The sequence below is a fragment of the Mycobacterium sp. E3339 genome, from assembly GCF_001666915.1.
Lineage (GTDB): Bacteria > Actinomycetota > Actinomycetes > Mycobacteriales > Mycobacteriaceae > Mycobacterium.
This window is the reverse complement of sequence record NZ_LZIZ01000104.1, coordinates 1-17,658: the sequence shown is the minus strand read 5'-3', so window position 1 is coordinate 17,658 and position 17,658 is coordinate 1. Positions and strand designations below refer to the sequence as shown.

The 17,658-nt window shown below is 69.6% G+C and carries 14 protein-coding genes and 1 pseudogene; 5 read left to right on the top strand and 10 right to left on the bottom strand.

Annotated elements, in window-relative coordinates:
• The 10 genes from smc to sepIVA form a co-directional block, all read right to left on the bottom strand.
• A partial coding sequence (gene smc, locus A5702_RS09815; protein ID WP_068220235.1) for a chromosome segregation protein SMC occupies nt 1–2,504 on the bottom strand: 2,504 nt, incomplete at its 3' end.
• A 135-nt stretch (nt 2,505–2,639) separates the two neighbouring features.
• Nucleotides 2,640–2,933 carry an acylphosphatase gene (locus tag A5702_RS09810; protein ID WP_055404839.1) on the bottom strand — a complete coding sequence of 98 codons (294 nt, stop codon included), beginning with the start codon at nt 2,931–2,933 and terminating at the stop codon, nt 2,640–2,642.
• Nucleotides 2,920–3,333: an OsmC family protein gene (locus A5702_RS09805; RefSeq protein WP_068220232.1), complete on the bottom strand. Its 414-nt coding sequence runs from the start codon at nt 3,331–3,333 to the stop codon at nt 2,920–2,922. Before A5702_RS09805 ends, A5702_RS09810 begins: the two co-directional genes overlap by 14 nt.
• Before the next feature lie 57 nt (nt 3,334–3,390).
• Nucleotides 3,391–3,954, bottom strand: coding sequence for a NifU family protein (locus tag A5702_RS09800; RefSeq protein WP_068220229.1), 564 nt, complete (start codon nt 3,952–3,954; stop codon nt 3,391–3,393).
• Nucleotides 3,951–5,861, bottom strand: coding sequence for a ferrous iron transporter B (locus A5702_RS09795; protein WP_067817061.1), 1,911 nt, complete (start codon nt 5,859–5,861; stop codon nt 3,951–3,953). The genes A5702_RS09800 and A5702_RS09795 overlap by 4 nt, the downstream gene beginning before the upstream one ends.
• Nucleotides 5,858–6,094 (bottom strand): FeoA family protein, encoded by a 237-nt coding sequence (locus A5702_RS09790; protein ID WP_055404835.1) that lies wholly within the window; start codon nt 6,092–6,094, stop codon nt 5,858–5,860. The genes A5702_RS09795 and A5702_RS09790 overlap by 4 nt, the downstream gene beginning before the upstream one ends.
• A gap of 110 nt (nt 6,095–6,204) precedes the next feature.
• The gene (gene mutM / locus A5702_RS09785; protein WP_068220226.1) at nt 6,205–7,065 is read right to left on the bottom strand and encodes a DNA-formamidopyrimidine glycosylase; all 861 of its coding nucleotides are present in this window, start codon (nt 7,063–7,065) and stop codon (nt 6,205–6,207) included.
• Nucleotides 7,066–7,776: a ribonuclease III gene (rnc, locus tag A5702_RS09780; protein ID WP_068220223.1), complete on the bottom strand. Its 711-nt coding sequence runs from the start codon at nt 7,774–7,776 to the stop codon at nt 7,066–7,068.
• On the bottom strand, nt 7,773–8,357 hold the full coding sequence (locus tag A5702_RS09775; protein WP_197506535.1) for a DUF177 domain-containing protein: 585 nt from the start codon (nt 8,355–8,357) through the stop codon (nt 7,773–7,775). The genes rnc and A5702_RS09775 overlap by 4 nt, the downstream gene beginning before the upstream one ends.
• A 60-nt stretch (nt 8,358–8,417) precedes the next feature.
• Complete coding sequence (gene sepIVA, locus A5702_RS09770) at nt 8,418–9,155, bottom strand: cell division protein SepIVA (RefSeq protein WP_055405516.1); 738 nt, start codon at nt 9,153–9,155, stop codon at nt 8,418–8,420.
• Between the two features lie 281 nt (nt 9,156–9,436).
• Here sepIVA and A5702_RS09765 point away from each other — a divergent pair, with 281 nt between their 5' ends.
• From A5702_RS09765 to A5702_RS09745, 5 genes and pseudogenes are all read left to right on the top strand, one after another.
• Entirely contained in the window at nt 9,437–10,159 is a 723-nt protein-coding gene (locus tag A5702_RS09765) for a thioesterase II family protein (protein WP_068220220.1), read from the top strand.
• 554 nt (nt 10,160–10,713) lie between these two features.
• A complete protein-coding gene (gene fadD26 / locus A5702_RS09760) occupies nt 10,714–12,468 on the top strand; it encodes a long-chain-fatty-acid--AMP ligase FAAL26/FadD26 (RefSeq protein ID WP_068220217.1) in 1,755 nt (584 codons plus the stop codon).
• Nucleotides 12,465–14,969, top strand: a pseudogene (locus A5702_RS09755) (beta-ketoacyl synthase N-terminal-like domain-containing protein); the annotation flags it as partial. The gene fadD26 and the pseudogene A5702_RS09755, both read left to right, overlap by 4 nt.
• 328 nt (nt 14,970–15,297) lie before the next feature.
• Nucleotides 15,298–16,182, top strand: coding sequence for a beta-ketoacyl reductase (locus A5702_RS09750; RefSeq protein WP_231965032.1), 885 nt, complete (start codon nt 15,298–15,300; stop codon nt 16,180–16,182).
• On the top strand, nt 16,179–17,658 hold a 1,480-nt coding region (locus tag A5702_RS09745), incomplete at its 3' end, for a type I polyketide synthase (RefSeq protein ID WP_197506534.1). The genes A5702_RS09750 and A5702_RS09745, both read left to right, overlap by 4 nt.

The window sequence follows — 17,658 nt, the reverse complement described above, 5'->3', positions numbered from 1 at the left end:
CGAGGCTGGTCGGCCCGCAGCCGGGCCTCGCGTTCCGCGGCGGCGGCCCGGCGCAACGAATCCGCCCGCCCGCGCACCGCGTTGGCCCGCTCCTCGGCGGTCCGCACGGCCAGCCGCGCCTCCACCTCGGCGCTGCGGGCGGCCTCGGCGGCGGCCGCGATCCGCTGGCGAACCTCCGCGTGGTTTGGCTCTTCGGCGTTGACGTGCTGCGTCTCCTGGGCGTTGCGCAGCCGGTTCTCCAGTTCGGTGACTTCCTCGACCGTCTGCGCGCGACCCGCTTCGAGCTCCTCGCGCTGCCGCAGCAGCCGGCTCCACTCGTCCTCGGTGGTGCGGGCCTCCTGCCCGAGCCGGCCCAGCTGCTCATACATCGCCGAGATCGCGGTGTCGGACTCGTTGAGGGCGGCCAGCGCCTGTTCCGCGGAGTCCTGGCGGGCGGCCTGCTCGGTCAGCGCGCCGGACAGCGCCGCCGCCAGCTGGGCGACCTGCGATTCCGCGGCGGCCAGCTCGCTGCCGGCCTTGTCGATCTCCGAGGTCACCTCGAGCGTGGAGAGCTTGCGGTCCGAGCCGCCGCTCACCCAGCCGGCACCCACCAGGTCACCGTCGAGGGTGACGGCACGCAGCTGGGGGCGCGCCGCCACCAGCTCGAGCGCCTGATCCAGGTCGTCGACCACCGCGACGCCCGACAGCATCGCCGTGATGGCGCCACGCAGCCGCGCGGGCGCGTCGATCAGGTCCAGCGCCCAGCGGGCCGTGCCGGGCAGGGCGTCCCGCGCCGCGGGCTCGTCGGCGGGCCAGTCGCCGAGCACCAGCGCGGCGCGCCCACCGTCGGCCCGCTTGAGCGCGGCGACCGCGGAGCGGGCCGCGCCGAAGCTTTCGGCGGCCAGCGCGTCGGCCGCCGACCCCAGCACCGCAGCCAGCGCCGCCTCGTAGCCGGAACGCACCTTGACCAGCTTGGCGATCGGCCCGAAAAGGCCTGTGCCGGCGTGGTTTTGGGTGAGCCAGGCCGCGCCGTCCTTGCGTTCCAGCCCGACCGAGAGCGCGTCGATGCGGGCCCGCAGCGAGGCCACCCGGCGCTCGGCGTCGCGCTCGGCGGATTGAAGTTCGGCGACGCGTTCGTCGGCCAACCGCAACGCGGCCACGGTCCGCTCGTGGTGCTCGTCCAGGCCCACCTCGCCCTGGTCGAGCTCGCCGACGCGGCCCTGCACGGTCTCGAACTCCGCCTTGGACTGTTGCGCGCGGGCGGCGGCCTGCTCGATGCGTTCGGACAGCCGCGCGACGCTGTCGTCGATGGACTCGACGCGCGCCCGCATGGTCTCCACCTGGCCGGCCAGGCGCGCCAGGCCCTCGCGCCGGTCCGCCTCGGCCCGCACGGCGGCCAGGTGCGCCCGGTCGGCCTCGGCGGCTTCGCGTTCGCGCTCGCCCAGCTCGGCACGGGCGGCGTCCAGCCGGGTGCGCGCCTCGGCGAGTTCGCCCAGCAACTGCCGCTCGGCGACGGCGACCCGCTCGGCCTCGGCCTCCAACGCGTCGGGGTCGGTGTCATTGGGCGGCGCCGGCTCCACGTCGAGGTGGTGCGCGCGCTCGCTGGCGATGCGCACCGTCGCGGCCACCCGCTCGGCCAGGGCGGACAGCCCGAACCAGGTGTGCTGCACTGATTCCGCGCGGATCGACAGCTCGGCGACGGCCGCCTCGTGGGCGGTCAGCTCCTCCGAGGCCACGGCCAGGCGGGCGGCGGCCTCGTCGTGCTCGCGGCGGATGGCGGCCTCGGCCTCGAAGATGGCGTCGCGCTCGGTCTGCCGGTTGACCAGGTCGTCGGCGGCCAGGCGCAGCCGGGCGTCGCGCAGGTCGGCCTGGATGGTCTGGGCGCGGCGCGCCACCTCGGCCTGGCGGCCCAGCGGTTTGAGCTGGCGGCGCAGCTCGGTGGTCAGGTCGGTGAGCCGCGCGAGGTTGGCCGACATCGCGTCGAGCTTGCGCAGCGCCTTTTCCTTGCGCTTGCGGTGCTTGAGCACCCCGGCGGCCTCTTCGATGAAGGCGCGGCGGTCCTCGGGTCGCGACTGCAGGATCTCGTCGAGCTTGCCCTGCCCGACGATGACGTGCATCTCCCGGCCGATGCCCGAGTCGCTGAGCAACTCCTGCACGTCCATCAAACGGCAACTGGCGCCGTTGATTTCGTATTCGCTCGCGCCGTCGCGGAACATCCGGCGGGTGATCGACACCTCGGAGTATTCGATCGGCAGCGCGTTGTCGGAGTTGTCGATGGTGACGGTGACCTCGGCGCGGCCCAGCGGGGCGCGCGACGAGGTGCCGGCGAAGATGACGTCTTCCATCTTGCCGCCGCGCAGCGTCTTCGCCCCCTGCTCCCCCATCACCCAGGCCAGGGCGTCAACCACGTTGGACTTGCCCGAGCCGTTGGGCCCGACGACCGCGGTGATGCCCGGCTCGAAACGCAGAGTCGTCGGCGAAGCGAAGGACTTGAAGCCCTTCAGCGTCAGACTCTTGAGGTACACGGCGAGCCAGACTACCGCCCAAATCGCCCGCGTCCCCCGCACCGAGGGGTGTCGGGAGGCGCGAAATCCGGCCGTCGTGTACACCTTGCCGCACTGGCCACAATGGCCACATCAGTCACGGCTCCGGCGTGCGCTTCAGCGCTCGACGAACCCCTCGAAGCGGTCCTGCGGCTGCGACCAGTCGGCGACCACCTTGTCGACGCGGCCCGGCCTGGGCGGCCAGGCCTCGCCGCCCTCGAGCAGCGCCAGCAGTTTCTCGCCGGCCTCGCGCGGCCCCTGGGCCACCACCAACACGCGGCCGTCGGCCTGGTTGGCCGCATAGCCGGTAAGCCCCAGCTCGAGCGCCCGGCTGCGCGTCCACCAGCGGAAGCCGACGCCCTGCACCTGCCCGTGCACCCAGGCGGTGAGCCGGACGTCAGGATCCGACATCGGCGACCTCGAAGTTGACCTGTGTGCCGGCCTTCAGCGTGCGCCCGACGGTGCAGACGGCGTCGATCGCCCGGTCGACCACCACCAGCAGCCGCTCCTTCTCCTGTTCGGACAGCCCGGACAGGTCGAGCTCGAGCGTCTCTTCCAGCAGCGGGTAGACCTCGCGCTCGCGGTCGGCGGCGCCCGACACCCTGACCAACGCCTTGTAGTCATCGCCCAGCCGGCGGGCCAGCGGCTGGTCGCTGGACATCCCGCTGCATGCGGCGAGCGCGATCTTCAGCAGCTCGCCGGGGGTGAACACGCCCTCGACGTCCTCCGAGCCGACGAGCACCTGCGCACCGCGCGAGCTATATCCGGTGTAACGGCGCGATCCCGTGCGCTCCACCCACAGTTCGGTCATGTCCTACTTCTTACCGGGCCGCGCGCCTCGACCCCCGCCGAGTCGGGGCCAAGCGTGTCAGCGGACGATCAACGACAGCAGCTTCTTACCGAAAGAGATTGCGGCCGAATTGTTTTCGCTTACGACAATCACCCGCGGGCCGACTCGTTGCCGCAGCTCACGCTCGAAGACGTCCCGCAGGGTCGACGACGCGGCCGGACACCCGTCGCAGGCGCCGACCATCCGCACGGTCACGGTGTGGCCGGCCACCGAGACCAGCTCGATCGACCCGCCGTGCGAGGCGGCCAGCGCGCCGACGGGCCCGGCAAGCAGTTCCGCGGCAACGGTTTCCAGATCGGGGCCGGACGACTCGTCGACCGCCCAAGCGCCCGGTTCCCGCAGCGCCTCGCCGAGCGCCTCGCGGACGTCGTCGCCGAGCTCACGCCAGCTGCCGCCGGTTCCGAGCGTGATCAGAACGTCGTCGGCGCCGACCACGACCTCGGCCAGCGTCCCGCCGTCCAGCAGGGCGCCGAGCCTGCCGGGGGCGCCCCGGACGGTGCCGCGTGCCGGGAGTCGATCGGGCGGGACCACCCAGCGCAGGCGGCGCGGGTCCGCGGTGGCGGTGGCGTGGATCGGGATCATGCGCCCACCCCGACCGCGATCGAGCGGGCCGCGAACGCCATCGTCCAGGCGAGCACGAACATGTAGCACCAGGCGAACGCGGGCCATCGCCACGAGTTGGTCTCGCGGCGCATCACCGCGACGGTCGACATGCATTGCAGCGCGAAGATGAAGTACACCATCAACGCGATGACGGTCGGCGCGGTGAACACCTTGTGGCCGTCGTCGGCGCTCATGGTGACCAAGGCCTCGTGCGGATCGTCCGGGTTCGTCGCCGCGGATACCTGGCCGAGGGTCGAGACGAAGACCTCACGCGCCGAGAACGAGCCGAGCAGGGCGACGTTGATGCGCCAATCGAAGCCGAGCGGGGCGAACACCGGCCCAATCGCCTTGCCGACGTCCGCGGCGTAGCTGTGGTCCATCACGTAGGCGGTGGTCTCCGTCGGCGACATGCTCGCGGTTTCGGATTGGCGCGCAGGAAGATTCAGCAGCACCCACAGCACCACGGAGGTGCCCAGGATGATGGTTCCGGCCTTGCGCAGGAACACCTTGGCCGAATCCCACATGGTGATCAGCACGTTCTTGGGCGACGGGAAGCGGTACGGCGGTAGCTCCATCGTGAACGGGAGCAGATCGCTGCGCAGGATCGTCGACTTGAACAACGACGCGGCGATCAGCGCCGAGGTGCCGCCGCACAGGTACAGCAGGAACATCGCGACGCCCTGCGCGCTGAAGCCCCACCACTGGGTCTGCGGCGAAACCAGCAGCCCCACCAGCAGGGTGAACACCGGAAGCCGGGCGGAGCAGGTCATCAACGGTGCCGTGATGATGGTGGCGATCCGATCGCGCGACGACGGCAGGGTTCGGGTGGCCATGATCCCCGGGATGGCGCACGCGAACGACGACAGCATCGCGACGAACGCGCGGCCCTCCAGTCCCGTCGCGGCCATCACGCGATCCATCAGGAACGCCGCCCGCGCCATGTACCCGATGTTTTCCAGCAGCGCGATCAGCAGGAACAACAACACGATCTGCGGGATGAACTGGAGCACCGTGCCCACGCCGCCGATGAGGCCCTGGCCGAGCAGGCCGCGCACGACGTAATTGCCGACGTGGTCGCTGACGAGCGCGCCGAGCCAACCCAGCCCCTGGCTCACGCGGTCCTGCAACGGCGCGGCCACGGTGAAGACGACCTGGAAGAAGCAGAACATCACCGCGAAGAAGATGATGGTCCCCCACAGCGGGTGCAGCACGATCGCGTCGATGCCGCGTGTCCGCCTATCCGGTTGTGGCGCAACGTATTTGGCCGCACCGAGCACCGATTTGCCCCACGCGTCGATGGCGTCGTTGCCGCCCGGGGGCAGGATCGGGGGCCGCTGCCACCGGTCGAAGGACGCCAGCTGGGCGCGCAGGGTGTCGATGCCCCCGCCGCGGTGCGCGATCACCGGGATCACCGGAATGCCCAGCGCCGTCGACAACGCGTCGACGTCGATGCCGCCGCCGCGCGCGGTCAGCTCGTCGGTCATGGTCAGTGCCAACAGGCACGGAACGTCGAGCCGCATCACCTGGGCCACGAGCGTGATCGAGCGGTGCAGGGTGGTGGCGTCGGCCACCAGGACGATCGCGTCGGGACGGCCGGCGTCGGCGAAGTTGCCGGCCAGCAGGTCGGCCACCACCTGTTCGTCCGGGCTGATGGGCTCCAGGCTGTAGGTGCCGGGCAGGTCCTCAACCGCGATCTCGGCGCCGTCCACCTTCGTGACGCCGACCCGGCGCCCGACGGTGACGCCCGGGTAGTTGCCGGTCTTGGCGCGCAGCCCGGTGAGGTGGTTGAACACCGAGGTCTTGCCCGCGTTGGGGCTGCCCACCAGCGCGACCCGCGCCGCACCCACAACCGCGACGGCGGCGCCTTCCTCGTGGCAGGACGTCATGCGACGCTCCCCGGGTCGACCTGGATCAGCCGCGCCTCGCGGCGGCGCAGGCACAGTTCGGTGTCCTGAACGCGGTAGATGGTCGGGTCGCCCATCGGGGCGCGCCGAATGACCTCGACGTCGGACGACGGACGGAAGCCCAGCTGGCGCAATCGACCCGCGACCACGGGGGATGCGGCCGGGGCCACACCCACGATCCTCGCCCGCTGGCCCGGCGTGAGGTGGGCCAGCACGGTTGGGGAACCCGATCGCCGCACTAGCCGACCCGACTCCACGCGTACACCATGTCGACCAGGATAACGATGCCAGGTGAGGATAACCTCACCTTTCTTGCAAACGCGCCTCAAGGCCGCGGCCGGGGCTGGCATTTCGGACAGTAGAACGACGACCGGTTCATGAACTTCTCCCGGCGTATCACGGCGCCGCAGCGCCGGCAGTTCTGCCCGTCGCGGCCGTAGGCATCCAGCGACCGGTCGAAGTACCCCGATTCGCCGTTGACATTGATGTAGAGCGAGTCGAACGAGGTCCCGCCCTGCGCCAGCGCGTCGCGCATCACGTCTGCCGCGGCGTCCAGGACTTCCCCCAGCCGCCGGCGGCTCAGCGAGGCGGCGATCCGGGCGCCGTTGACCTTGGCCCGCCACAGCGCCTCGTCGGCATAGATGTTGCCGATCCCCGACACCACCGTTTGATCGAGAAGCTGCCGCTTGATCTCGGAATGCTTGCGCCGCAACACATCCACCACGGCGTCGCGGTCGAACAGCGGGTCGAGCGGGTCGCGCGCGAGGTGCGCGACGGGCGCCGGCACGACGCTGCCGTCCACGCTCACCAGATCGGCGAGCATCCAGCCGCCGAAGGTGCGTTGGTCGGCGAAGCTCAGCACGGTCCCGTCGTCGAGCAGCGCGGAGATGCGCACGTGGTCGGCGCGCGGCACCGTCCCGAGCAGCATCTGACCGCTCATGCCCAGGTGCACGACGAGTGCGCTGTCCGGATCGCCCGGGCCGTCCAGCAGCAGCCACAGATACTTGCCGCGCCGATCGGTGCCGGTGACCTTGGCGTCGAGCAGCCGGGCGGTGAGGTCGGCCGGCCCGGCCTCGTGCCGGCGCACCGCGCGGGGATGGTGCACCCGCACGGCGGTGATGGTTTTGCCCACGACGCGGGCCTGCAAGCCGCGGCGCACCACCTCGACCTCGGGTAGCTCCGGCATCTAGTTGCCGGGAACGGCGGTGTCCAGCACGTCCAGGGCCTTCCACGTCGCGGCGGCGGCCTTCTGCTCGGCCTCCTTCTTGGAGCGCCCCACCCCGGACCCGTACTCGGTGTCCATCACGACGACGACCGCGGTGAATTCCTTGTCGTGGTCCGGGCCGGTGGAGGTCACGACGTAGGACGGCGCGCCCATCCCGCGCGCCGCCGTCAGCTCTTGCAGGCTGGTCTTCCAGTCCAGGCCGGCCCCCAGGGTCGGCGCGGCGTCCAGCAGCGGGCCGAACAGCCGCAGGATCACTTCGCGGGCCGTGTCGATCCCGTGCTGCAGGTAGATGGCGCCGAGCAGGGATTCCATGCCGTCGGCCAAGATGCTCGACTTGTCGGCGCCACCGGTGTTGGCCTCCCCGCGCCCCAGGAACAGGTGGGCGCCCAGCCCGTCGGCGGACAGCCTGCGTGCGACGTCGGCCAGCGCCTGGGTGTTGACCACGCTGGCCCGCAGCTTGGCCAGGTCACCTTCGGAACGTTCCGGATGCCGGTGGTAAAGCTCGTCGGTGACGGTCAGGCCCAGCACGGCGTCGCCGAGAAACTCCAGCCGTTCGTTGGTCGGCAGCCCGCCGTGCTCGTAGGCGTAACTGCGGTGCGTCAGCGCCAGCGAGAGCAACTCGTCGGGCAGCTCGACCCCCAGCGCGTCGAGCAGGTCCTGGCGCGACGTCATCGGTCACCCCGCGACGCGTCCGGCTCGGGAAACATGCCGGCCAGCTTGGCAAACCGCGGGTCGACGCGCTCGTGGTGATGGCCCGGCTCGGCCGCCAGGGCAACCCCGCATTCGGGGCACAGGCCGGGGCAATCGTCGGTGCACACCGGCGAAAACGGCAGCTCCAACCCGACGGCGTCGACGATCGACTGCTCGAGGTCGATGGTGTCGACGACGATGTGACCGACCTCGTCCTCCTCGGTGGTCGCCTCCGTCGTGCTGTCGGGATAGGCGAACAATTCGGTCAACCGGACCCGCACCCGGCCGTCGACCGGCGTCAGGCAACGGCAGCATTCGCCGACGGTGGGTGCGTCGACCGTGCCGGTCACCAGCACGCCTTCGGAAACGGACTGCACCTGCAGGTCCAGCTCCAACGGCGCGCCCGCCTCGATCGCGATCATGTCCAGGCCGATGCGCGACGGGCTGGGCACGGTTTTTCGCAGGGTCACCATCGCGCCGGGCCGCCGCCCGAGGCGGGTGATGTCAATCGTCATCGCCGAGCTCGAATGGCGCTGCGAGGTGGTGCCGTGCTGCCGCGTCATAGGAGAAATCCTACGGCGCGAACCGCATATTTCCAGGGTGCGGCCGCCCGGTCGACTCCGCTAGCGCACCGCGTAGTCGTGCGTGCCGGCCGCCGTCCGGAGCTGGTGACGGCCGCGCCCGACGGAGCGCAAGGTGCCGTTGAGGAATTCCTCGAACTCGGCCAGCTTGTTGTCGACGTAGATGTCGCATTCGCCGCGCAGCCGGTCGGCCTCCGCGTGCGCCGAGTCGATGAGGCGGGTGGCCTCGGCGTTGGCGGCTTCCACCACGCTGTTCTGCGACACCAGCCGCTGCTGCTCTTTGATGCCCTCCTGCACGGCCTTCTCGTAGGAGATGTTGCCGTTCTCGAGCAGCCGGTCGGCTTCGGCCTGGGCGCGGCCCACGCTGGCCTCGTACTCGCGTTTCGCCGCCGTGGCGATGCGCATCGCCTCCTCGCGGGCCTCGCCGACCATCCGCTCGCTGTGCTGGCGCGCCTCGCTCACCATGCGGTCGGCCTGCGATTTTGCGTCGGACAGCAGCCGGTCGGCCTCCGCGCGGGCGTGGTTGAGCATCGACTCCGACTCGGTCGTCGCCGAGGAAACCATGGATTCGGCGTGCGACTTGGCGTCCTGCAGCATCGAGTCACGGGCATCGAGCACGTCCTGGGCGTCGTCGAGCTCGCCGGGGATCGCGTCCTTGATGTCGTCGATCAGTTCCAGCACGTCACCACGGGGCACCACGCAGCCCGCCGTCATGGGGACGCCGCGTGCTTCTTCAACGATGGCGCTCAACTCGTCGAGCGCTTCAAAGACTCGGTACACGGCCACTTCCTCCTGGCGTCTGCATAAAACCTGTTGTTACCAGTGTGCCTGGTGTTGCCTTTGTGACAGCGGTGGCGAGGCCGGTGTGTCGGACATTCACCCGACGCGGGCCCCGGTCGCCGGCCGGCCGCGCCGCCGCCCGGCAAAGCGGGTTGCGTGGCAAACGGAACACGACATCGATTGTTCCAGCACTTCTGCAGCGGCGCTCACGCAGGCGGTGGGCTCAATATCGGGCCGGCAATATCGGGGGGCCGAAATTCGCATCGGTATAGGGTGACGCGGTGAACACGGACCGCGATGGCGGCGGCGCGCCGACGCTTTATATATTTCCGCACGCCGGCGGATCGGCGACCTATTACGTTCCGTTCGCCAGGGCGTTCTCCGCGGATATCAAGCGCATTGCGGTCCAATACCCCGGGCGGGAAAAGGGACTGACGCAGCTCCCGAGCATTCCCGCGCTGGCCGACGAAATCTATTCGATGATGGCGCCTTCCGCTCCGGCGAATGCGCCGGTGACCTTTTTTGGCCACAGCATGGGCGGCCTGTTGGCCTTCGAGGTCGCGCTGAGGTTTCAAGCCGCCGGGCAACCGATCGCCGCCCTGTTCATCTCATCGAGCGCGGCGCCGGGTCACATTCGCTACAAGGAGCTGCAGGGATCGGACCGCGACATCCTCAACGTCGTCGCCCAGGTGACCGACACCAACCCCGAGCTGCTGGCCAACGACGAATTCGCCCTGACGATCCTGCCCACGCTGCAAAGCGTCCGGGCGATCGCGGGCTACACGCATCCGCCGGAGGTCACCGTGTCGTGCCCGATCTACGGGTTCGTCGGAGACAACGACGTCATCGTGGCCGAGGACAACATGCGGGCCTGGTCCGACCGCACCACCGACGATTTCGGTCTCCGCGTGTTCCCCGGCGACCACTTTTACCTGAGCAACCATTTGCCAGAACTGGTGAAGGACATCGAGGAGAAGGTCCTCGCTCGTTGCTCCACGAGTTAGCTGCCGCGCCGACGCCGGTCGGCTGGCCGATGCGATCGAGGAGGCGGGACCGCCCCGATCCAACGTTTGCCATGAATCTCGTGTGCGAGCGGACGCGACGCGCGGGGCCCGGCGCCGGACAGCCGCCGGCCGGTCCGGATCCCGGTCGACGCCGGCCCGGGCCGCCGCGATCGGCATGGGCCAGGCCCGCCGGAAAGGCGCGCCCGTACCAGAACCGACCGGGAAACTCCGCGCGGTGCAAAGCCCGCACCCTCCCCCGGACCTGGCACTATTCGTCACTCGTATAACAGGCGCACCACTAGCCACGCGCCCGTACTACCTCTATACGGTGCAAGATCGGCGATCCCCGCCATGCCCCACGGGACCGGTCACGGCACGAGCGGCACTGTGGGCTACATCTCGTTTTGATTTTGTAAATCGGAAGTCCCCACCCGCAAAGAATGCTTAGGTTGCTTCACGAGAGTGGTTGTCGGTAACCGGGGAAGCCGCTCGACGCGCGGCACGCACGTTGCGTGCGGGCACCCAACGGCGTCAGCGCACGGGAAGGTAAGCAAATGCCGGTGACCGACATCTCCATTCCTGCGTTGCTGCAGGACCGGGCCGAGCACCGGCCCGACGCGACGGCGTTCACGTTCATCGACTACGAACAGGACCCTAACGGGTTTGCTGAACACCTGACCTGGGCGCAGGTTTACCGCCGCGCTCGCATCGTTGCTGAGGAGCTGGCGCTCTGCGGCTCCCCCGGCGATCGGGTGGCGATATCGGCGCCCCAGGGCCTGGAGTATGTGGCCGCCTTCTTCGGGGCGCTGCAGGCGGGCTTCATCGCGGTTCCGCTCTCGACGCCGCTCTATGGCGTGCACGACGAGCGGATTTCCTCCGTGCTTCGCGACTGCAACCCGGTCGCCATCCTCACCACGTCAGGGGTGGTCAGCGACGTCAACAAGTACGCCTGCGGCCAGGACGGCCACCCCGCGCCGTTGGTCATCGAAGTCGACCTGCTCGACCTCGATTCGCCCCGCGAATTCCCGCCCGCTCGGCGATTTTCCTCGGGTGCCGGTTATCTGCAGTACACCTCCGGGTCCACGCGCACGCCGGCCGGGGTGATCGTGTCGCACGACAACGTCGTCACCAACGTGTCGCAATGCATGTACGCCTTTTTCGGTGAGCCGGAACAACTCCCCGCCAATTTGTCCTTGGTGTCGTGGCTGCCGCTGTTCCACGACATGGGCCTGATCCTGGGCGTCTGTGCCCCGCTGGTGACCAATCGCAGCGCGGTATTGATGAGCCCGATGGCGTTCCTGCAACGCCCGGCCCGCTGGATGAAAACGCTTGCCACCAACGGCCAGTGCTTTTCCGCGGCCCCGAATTTCGCGTTCGAACTGGCCGTGCGCAGGACGTCCGACGACGACATGGCGGGCCTGGACCTTGGTGACGTGCACACCATTGTCAGCGGCAGCGAACGAATTCACGTCGCAACCGTGAAGCGCTTCAGCGAACGGTTCGCCCCGTTCGGCCTGCGCCCGACGACCGTCCGCCCCTGCTACGGGCTCGCCGAGGCGACGCTGTACGTGGCCGGTCCCGAGCCCCACACCATGCTCAAAACCGTCCGTTTCGACTATGAACACCTGACCGCCGGTCGGGCCACGCCATGCGGAACCGAGGGCACGGTCGGCACGGAGCTCATCAGCTACGGTTCGCCCGATCCCGCCGCCGTGCGAATCGTCAACCCCGAGAGCATGACCGAGAGCCCGGCGGGCACCGTCGGAGAGATCTGGGTGCGTGGCGACCACGTGGCCCTGGGGTATTGGCGCAAGCCGGAGCAGACGTCGCGTGTGTTCCACGCCGAACTGACCGATCCCGCGCCGGGATCCCCGGCGGGCCCGTGGCTGCGGACGGGCGACCTGGGCGTCATCTCCGACGGCGAATTGTTCATCATGGGCCGCATCAAGGACCTGCTCATCGTCGACGGGCGCAACCACTATCCGGACGACATCGAGGCGACCATCCAGGAAATCACCGGCGGCCGGGTCGCGGCGATATCGGTTCCCGACGACATCACCGAGCAGCTGGTGGCGATCATCGAGCTGAAGGGGCGCGGCGCGTCCGAGGAAGAGGCCCTGCTGCGGCTGCGGTCGGTGAAACGCGAAGTCACCTCGGCGATTTCGAGGTCGCACAGCGTGCGAGTCGCCGACCTCGTGCTGGTGTCACCGGGGTCGATACCGATCACCACCAGCGGCAAAGTCCGGCGTTCGGCGTGCGTCGAACGCTACCAAAGCGACGGATTCCAAAGGCTGGACGTGACGGTATGACGTCAGGCATCGGTGGCGAAGCCGACTTGCGCCACTGGTTGGTCGACTATCTGGTGACCAACATCGGCTGCACGCCCGACGAAGTCGACCCCAACCTATCGCTGGCCGACCTCGGGGTGAGCTCCCGCGAAGTGGTGGTGCTGTCCGGGGAGCTGTCAGAGTTGTTGGGCAAGAAGGTATCCCCGGTCGACTTCTGGCAGCATCCGACGATCAACGCCCTGGCCGCCTACCTCACCGCACCCGAGCCCGAGCCGGAGGACGACGCCACGCTCAAGCGCCCGGGTCGCAACTCGCTCGACGAGCCGATCGCTGTCATCGGGATGGGCTGCCGCTTCCCGGGCATATCGGGGCCCGAGGAGTTCTGGCAGTTCCTGAGCGCGCGGGGTTGCTCGATCGGCCAGGTGCCCCCGGAACGGTGGCGACCGTTCGAATCCGGCGAGCCCGACGTGGCGGCGGCGCTCGCCCGCACGACGCGGTGGGGGTCGTTCCTGCCCGACATCGACGCCTTCGACGCCGAGTTCTTCGAGATCTCCCCGAGCGAAGCGGACAAGATGGACCCCCAGCAGCGCCTGCTGCTGGAGGTGGCGTGGGAAGCGTTGGAGCACGCGGGAATTCCGCCGAGTTCCCTGCGCCGGTCGCAGACGGGCGTCTTCGCCGGCGCGTGTCTGAGCGAATACGGCGCCATCGCCTCCAACGACTTCTGCGGTGTCGACGGCTGGAGCAACACCGGCGGTGCGATGAGCATCATCGCGAACCGCCTGTCGTACTTCCTCGACCTGCGCGGCCCGTCGGTGGCGGTCGACACGGCGTGTTCGTCGTCGTTGGTCGCCATCCACCTGGCCTGCCAGAGCCTGCGGACCGAGGATTCCCAGCTGGCCATCGCGGCCGGTGTGAATCTGTTGTTGTCGCCGGCGGTGTTTCGCGGCTTCGACCAGGTGGGCGCGTTGTCGCCGACGGGCAAGTGCCGCGCGTTCGACGCGGCGGCCGATGGGTTCGTGCGCGGTGAGGGCGCGGGCGTGGTGGTGCTCAAGCGGTTGACCGACGCGCAGCGCGACGGCGACCGTGTGCTCGCGGTGATCTGCGGCTCGGCGATCAACTCCGACGGCCGCTCCAACGGCCTGATGGCCCCGAACCCGGCGGCGCAGATGGCGGTCCTGCGGGCCGCCTACCGCAACGCGGGAATGCAGCCGAGCGACGTCGACTACGTCGAAACCCACGGCACCGGAACGTTATTGGGCGATCCCATCGAAGCCCGCGCCCTCGGCACGGTGCTCGGTCGGGGGCGTGCCGAGGATGCCCCCCTGCTCATCGGCGCGGTCAAGACGAACCTCGGCCACACCGAGGCGGCGGCGGGCATCGCGGGTTTCATCAAGGCGGTGCTGGCGGTGCAGCGCGGCCAGATCCCGCCCAATCAGCGCTTCGAAAGCCCGAACCCGCACATTCCGTTCGACGAGTTGCGCATGAAAGTGGTTCGCAGCCAGACCAGTTGGCCGAAGCGGGCGCATCCGCGCCGGGCCGGGGTGTCCTCGTTCGGGTTCGGCGGCACGAACGCGCACGTGGTGATCGAGCAGGGTCAGGACGTCAGCCCGAGCGCTCCCGCCGATGGCGCGGGTGGGGTGTCGACGTTGGTGGTGTCGGGTAAGACGGCGCAGCGGGTGGCGGCCACGGCGGTGGTGTTGGCCGAGTGGATGGACGGTGCCGGGGCCGGGGTGGGGCTGGCGGAGGTGGCCCACACGCTCAATCATCACCGCTCGCGTGCGGCGCGTTTTGGCACGGTGGTGGCCCGGGATCGGGGCGCGGCGGTGGCCGGGTTGCGGGCGCTGGCCGCCGGCCAGCACGCCCCGGGGGTGGTGGCCCCGGCCGAGAATGTCGGGCCGGGCACGGTGTTTGTGTATTCCGGTCGCGGTTCGCAGTGGGCCGGCATGGGCCGCCAGCTGTTGGCCGAGGAACCCGCCTTCGCCGCCGCGCTGGCCGAGCTGGACCCCGATTTCGTGGCCCAGGCCGGGTTTTCGCTGCACGAGGTGATCGCCACCGGCACCGAGCTGGTCGGTATCGAGCAGATCCAGCTCGGGGTGTTCGGCATGCAGCTGGCGCTGAGCGCGCTGTGGCGCTCCTATGGCATCACCCCCGATCTGGTCATCGGCCACTCGATGGGCGAAGTCGCCGCCGCCGTGGTCGCCGGCGCCCTGACCCCCGCCCAGGGCCTGCGCGTGACCGCCACCCGTTCGGCGCTGATGGCCCCGCTGTCCGGCCAGGGCGCCATGGCCCTGCTCGAACTCGACGCCGCCGCCACCGAAGACCTCATCGCCGCCCACCCCCAGGTCACCCTGGGCATCTACAACTCCCCCCGCCAAACCGTGATCGCCGGGCCCACCGCACACATCGACGCACTCATCACCACCGTGCGCGCCCAGAACCGGTTCGCCAGCCGGGTCAACATCGAAGTCGCCCCGCACAACCCGGCCATGGACCCCCTGCAACCCCTGATGCGTGAACAACTTGGCCGGCGATCCCGCGGCGGCCATCGCCGCGGCGATCTGGCGCGCCTCATGAAACAGCCGATAGGCCAACGGGACTGACGCATCGGAGGCGGGCGGTGCGTACACCACTCGGTCGACACCGTCCAGCGCGCCGAGGAAGGCCGCGTCGTCGGTGCAAGCCCACCTGTCGACGCGGGAACCCGTGATGCGGCTCAGTTCGGCGGCCAGGTCGGTGTCGCCCAGCACCAGCCACCGGTCGCCGCCCGCGGTCGACGATCCTCCGTCGGCGAGGGGCCGCGCGGGCCAGGACACCTCATAGGACCAGTCATCGAGCGGACGGTGGTTGCCGTTGCCGTTGCCGGCACGCGCGCCGGACGGGGCCCGAGAAGCCTTGCGCGACAACGCCGGTGGGGTAGCCGCCGCGGTGTTGCACCGGCTGTCGCTGACCACCCCGGTGCGCCACTTCGTGTTGTTCTCCTCGATCTCCGGCCTCACCGGTTCGCGGTGGCTGGCCCACTACACCGCCACCAGCGGCTACCTGGACGCCCTGGCATACGCCCGGCGCGCCCTTGGCCTTCCGGCCACCACGATCAACTGGGGGCTGTGGAAATCCCTGGCCGACAGCGACGGCGACGCCGGCCAGGTGAGCGTGGGAACCGGACTGGTACCCATGGACGACGACGTCGCCATCGCGGCGCTGTCGTCGGCGATGAACCCGGCGGCCGGTCCGCACTCGGTGGTGGTGGACGCGGACTGGCCACTGCTGGCCGAGGCCTACCGGATGCGCGGCTCGCTGCGCATCGTCGACGACCTGTTGGCCGACTCCGAGGGCGCATCGGTGATCCCGGCGCGGGATTGGTCACATCTGACGTCGGCACAGGTGCGCGCGGAGTTGCAAAGCGGGCTGCGCGCCATCGTCGCCCGCGAGTTGCGCATTCCCGAACCGGAGCTGGAAAACGACCGCCCGCTCGCCGAGCTCGGCCTGAATTCCCTGATGGCCATGGCGATTCGCCGGGAGGCCGAAAACCTGGTCGGTGTCGAAATCTCGACGATCATGCTGTTCAACCATCCCACCGTCTCCGCGTTGGCCGACCAGCTCACCAAGATGGTCGCGCCCACCACGGAATCCGGACACGACGAGATCGCGGCGTTATCCGCCTCGGCGGGAAGCACGTTGGACAGCCTGTTCGATCGCATCGAGTCGTCGTCCGTCACCGCCGAGGAGCCCGCTTGATGCGCAGTCTCTTCAGCCGCGTCTCGGGCATGACGGCGCAGCAGCGCACCGCCCTGTCCGAAGAATTCGCCCGCGCCGCACGCACGGTGACCGCGGAACCGGTCGCCGTGGTGGGAATCGGGTGCCGATTCCCGGGCGGTGTGACGGGACCGGACAGCTTCTGGGAGTTGTTGGTCGAGGGCCGGAATGCGATTTCGGGGATCCCGGCGGACCGGTGGGACGCGGAGGCGTTCTACAGTCCCGACCCCCTGACGCCCGGTCATATGACCACCAAGTGGGGTGGGTTCGTGCCCGACATCGCGGGCTTCGACGCGGAATTCTTCGGCATCACGCCGCGCGAGGCCGCGTCGATGGACCCGCAGCAGCGGATGACGCTCGAGGTCGCCTGGGAGGCCCTCGAACATGCCGGCATCCCAACGGATTCGCTGGCCGATACGCGAACCGGCGTGATGATCGGCGCCTACTTCAACGAATACCAGTCCATGTTGGCCTCCAGCCCCGAGCGCGTGGACGCCTACACGGGAACGGGAAATTCGCACAGCATCACCGCCGGCCGGATTTCGTATCTGCTGGGTCTGCGCGGCCCGGCGGTGGCGGTGGACACCGCGTGTTCGTCGTCCTTGGCGGCGATCCACCTGGCCTGCCAAAGCCTGCGATCCCGCGAGAGCGACCTGGCCCTGGCCGGCGGGGTCAGCGTGACCCTGCGTCCCGAAACTCAGATCGCCATCTCGGCATGGGGTCTGTTGTCACCGCGCGGACGGTGCGCCACCTTCGACGCGGCGGCCGATGGGTTCGTGCGCGGTGAGGGCGCGGGCGTGGTGGTGCTCAAGCGGTTGACCGACGCGGTGCGCGACGGCGATCGGGTGTTGGCCGTCGTGCGCGGCTCGGCGGTCAACTCCGACGGGCGCTCGAACGGCATCACCGCGCCCAACACGGCCGCCCAGTGCGATGTGATCGCCGACGCGCTGCGCTCGGCCGACCTGGCGCCGGAAAGCGTGAACTACGTGGAGACCCACGGGACCGGAACGGCACTGGGCGACCCTATCGAATTCGAGGCGCTGGCAGCCACTTACGGCCGCGGCGCGGGCTCCTGCGCGCTGGGCGCGGTCAAGACCAACATCGGCCACCTGGAGGCCGCGTCCGGGGTGGCCGGCTTCATCAAGGCGGTGCTGGCGGTGCAGCGCGGCCAAATTCCACCGAATCTGCACTTCTCCCAATGGAATCCGGCCATCGACGCGTCGTCGACCCGGCTCTTCGTGCCCGTCGAAAACATCGAATGGCCGTCGGATTCCGGTCCGCGCCGCGCGGCGGTGTCCTCGTTCGGGCTGGGCGGGACGAATGCGCACGCGATCATCGAACAGGGCCCGGAACTGGCGCCGGTCGACGACGCCGGTCCCGTGGGTGGGGTGTCGACGTTGGTGGTGTCGGGTAAGACGGCGCAGCGGGTGGCGGCCACGGCGGTGGTGTTGGCCGAGT

Excerpts from the sequence above, each read along its gene's own strand:
- A5702_RS09805 (WP_068220232.1), bottom strand. The coding sequence starts at position 3,333 with ATGACCGAACTGTGGGTGGAGCGCACGGGATCGCGCCGTTACACCGGA.
- mutM (WP_068220226.1), bottom strand. The coding sequence starts at position 7,065 with ATGCCGGAGCTACCCGAGGTCGAGGTGGTGCGCCGCGGCTTGCAGGCC.
- rnc (WP_068220223.1), bottom strand. The coding sequence starts at position 7,776 with ATGACGTCGCGCCAGGACCTGCTCGACGCGCTGGGGGTCGAGCTGCCC.
- A5702_RS09795 (WP_067817061.1), bottom strand. The coding sequence starts at position 5,861 with ATGACGTCCTGCCACGAGGAAGGCGCCGCCGTCGCGGTTGTGGGTGCG.
- A5702_RS09800 (WP_068220229.1), bottom strand. The coding sequence starts at position 3,954 with ATGATCCCGATCCACGCCACCGCCACCGCGGACCCGCGCCGCCTGCGC.
- A5702_RS09775 (WP_197506535.1), bottom strand. The coding sequence starts at position 8,357 with ATGACGCGGCAGCACGGCACCACCTCGCAGCGCCATTCGAGCTCGGCG.
- fadD26 (WP_068220217.1), top strand. The coding sequence starts at position 10,714 with ATGCCGGTGACCGACATCTCCATTCCTGCGTTGCTGCAGGACCGGGCC.
- A5702_RS09810 (WP_055404839.1), bottom strand. The coding sequence starts at position 2,933 with ATGTCGGATCCTGACGTCCGGCTCACCGCCTGGGTGCACGGGCAGGTG.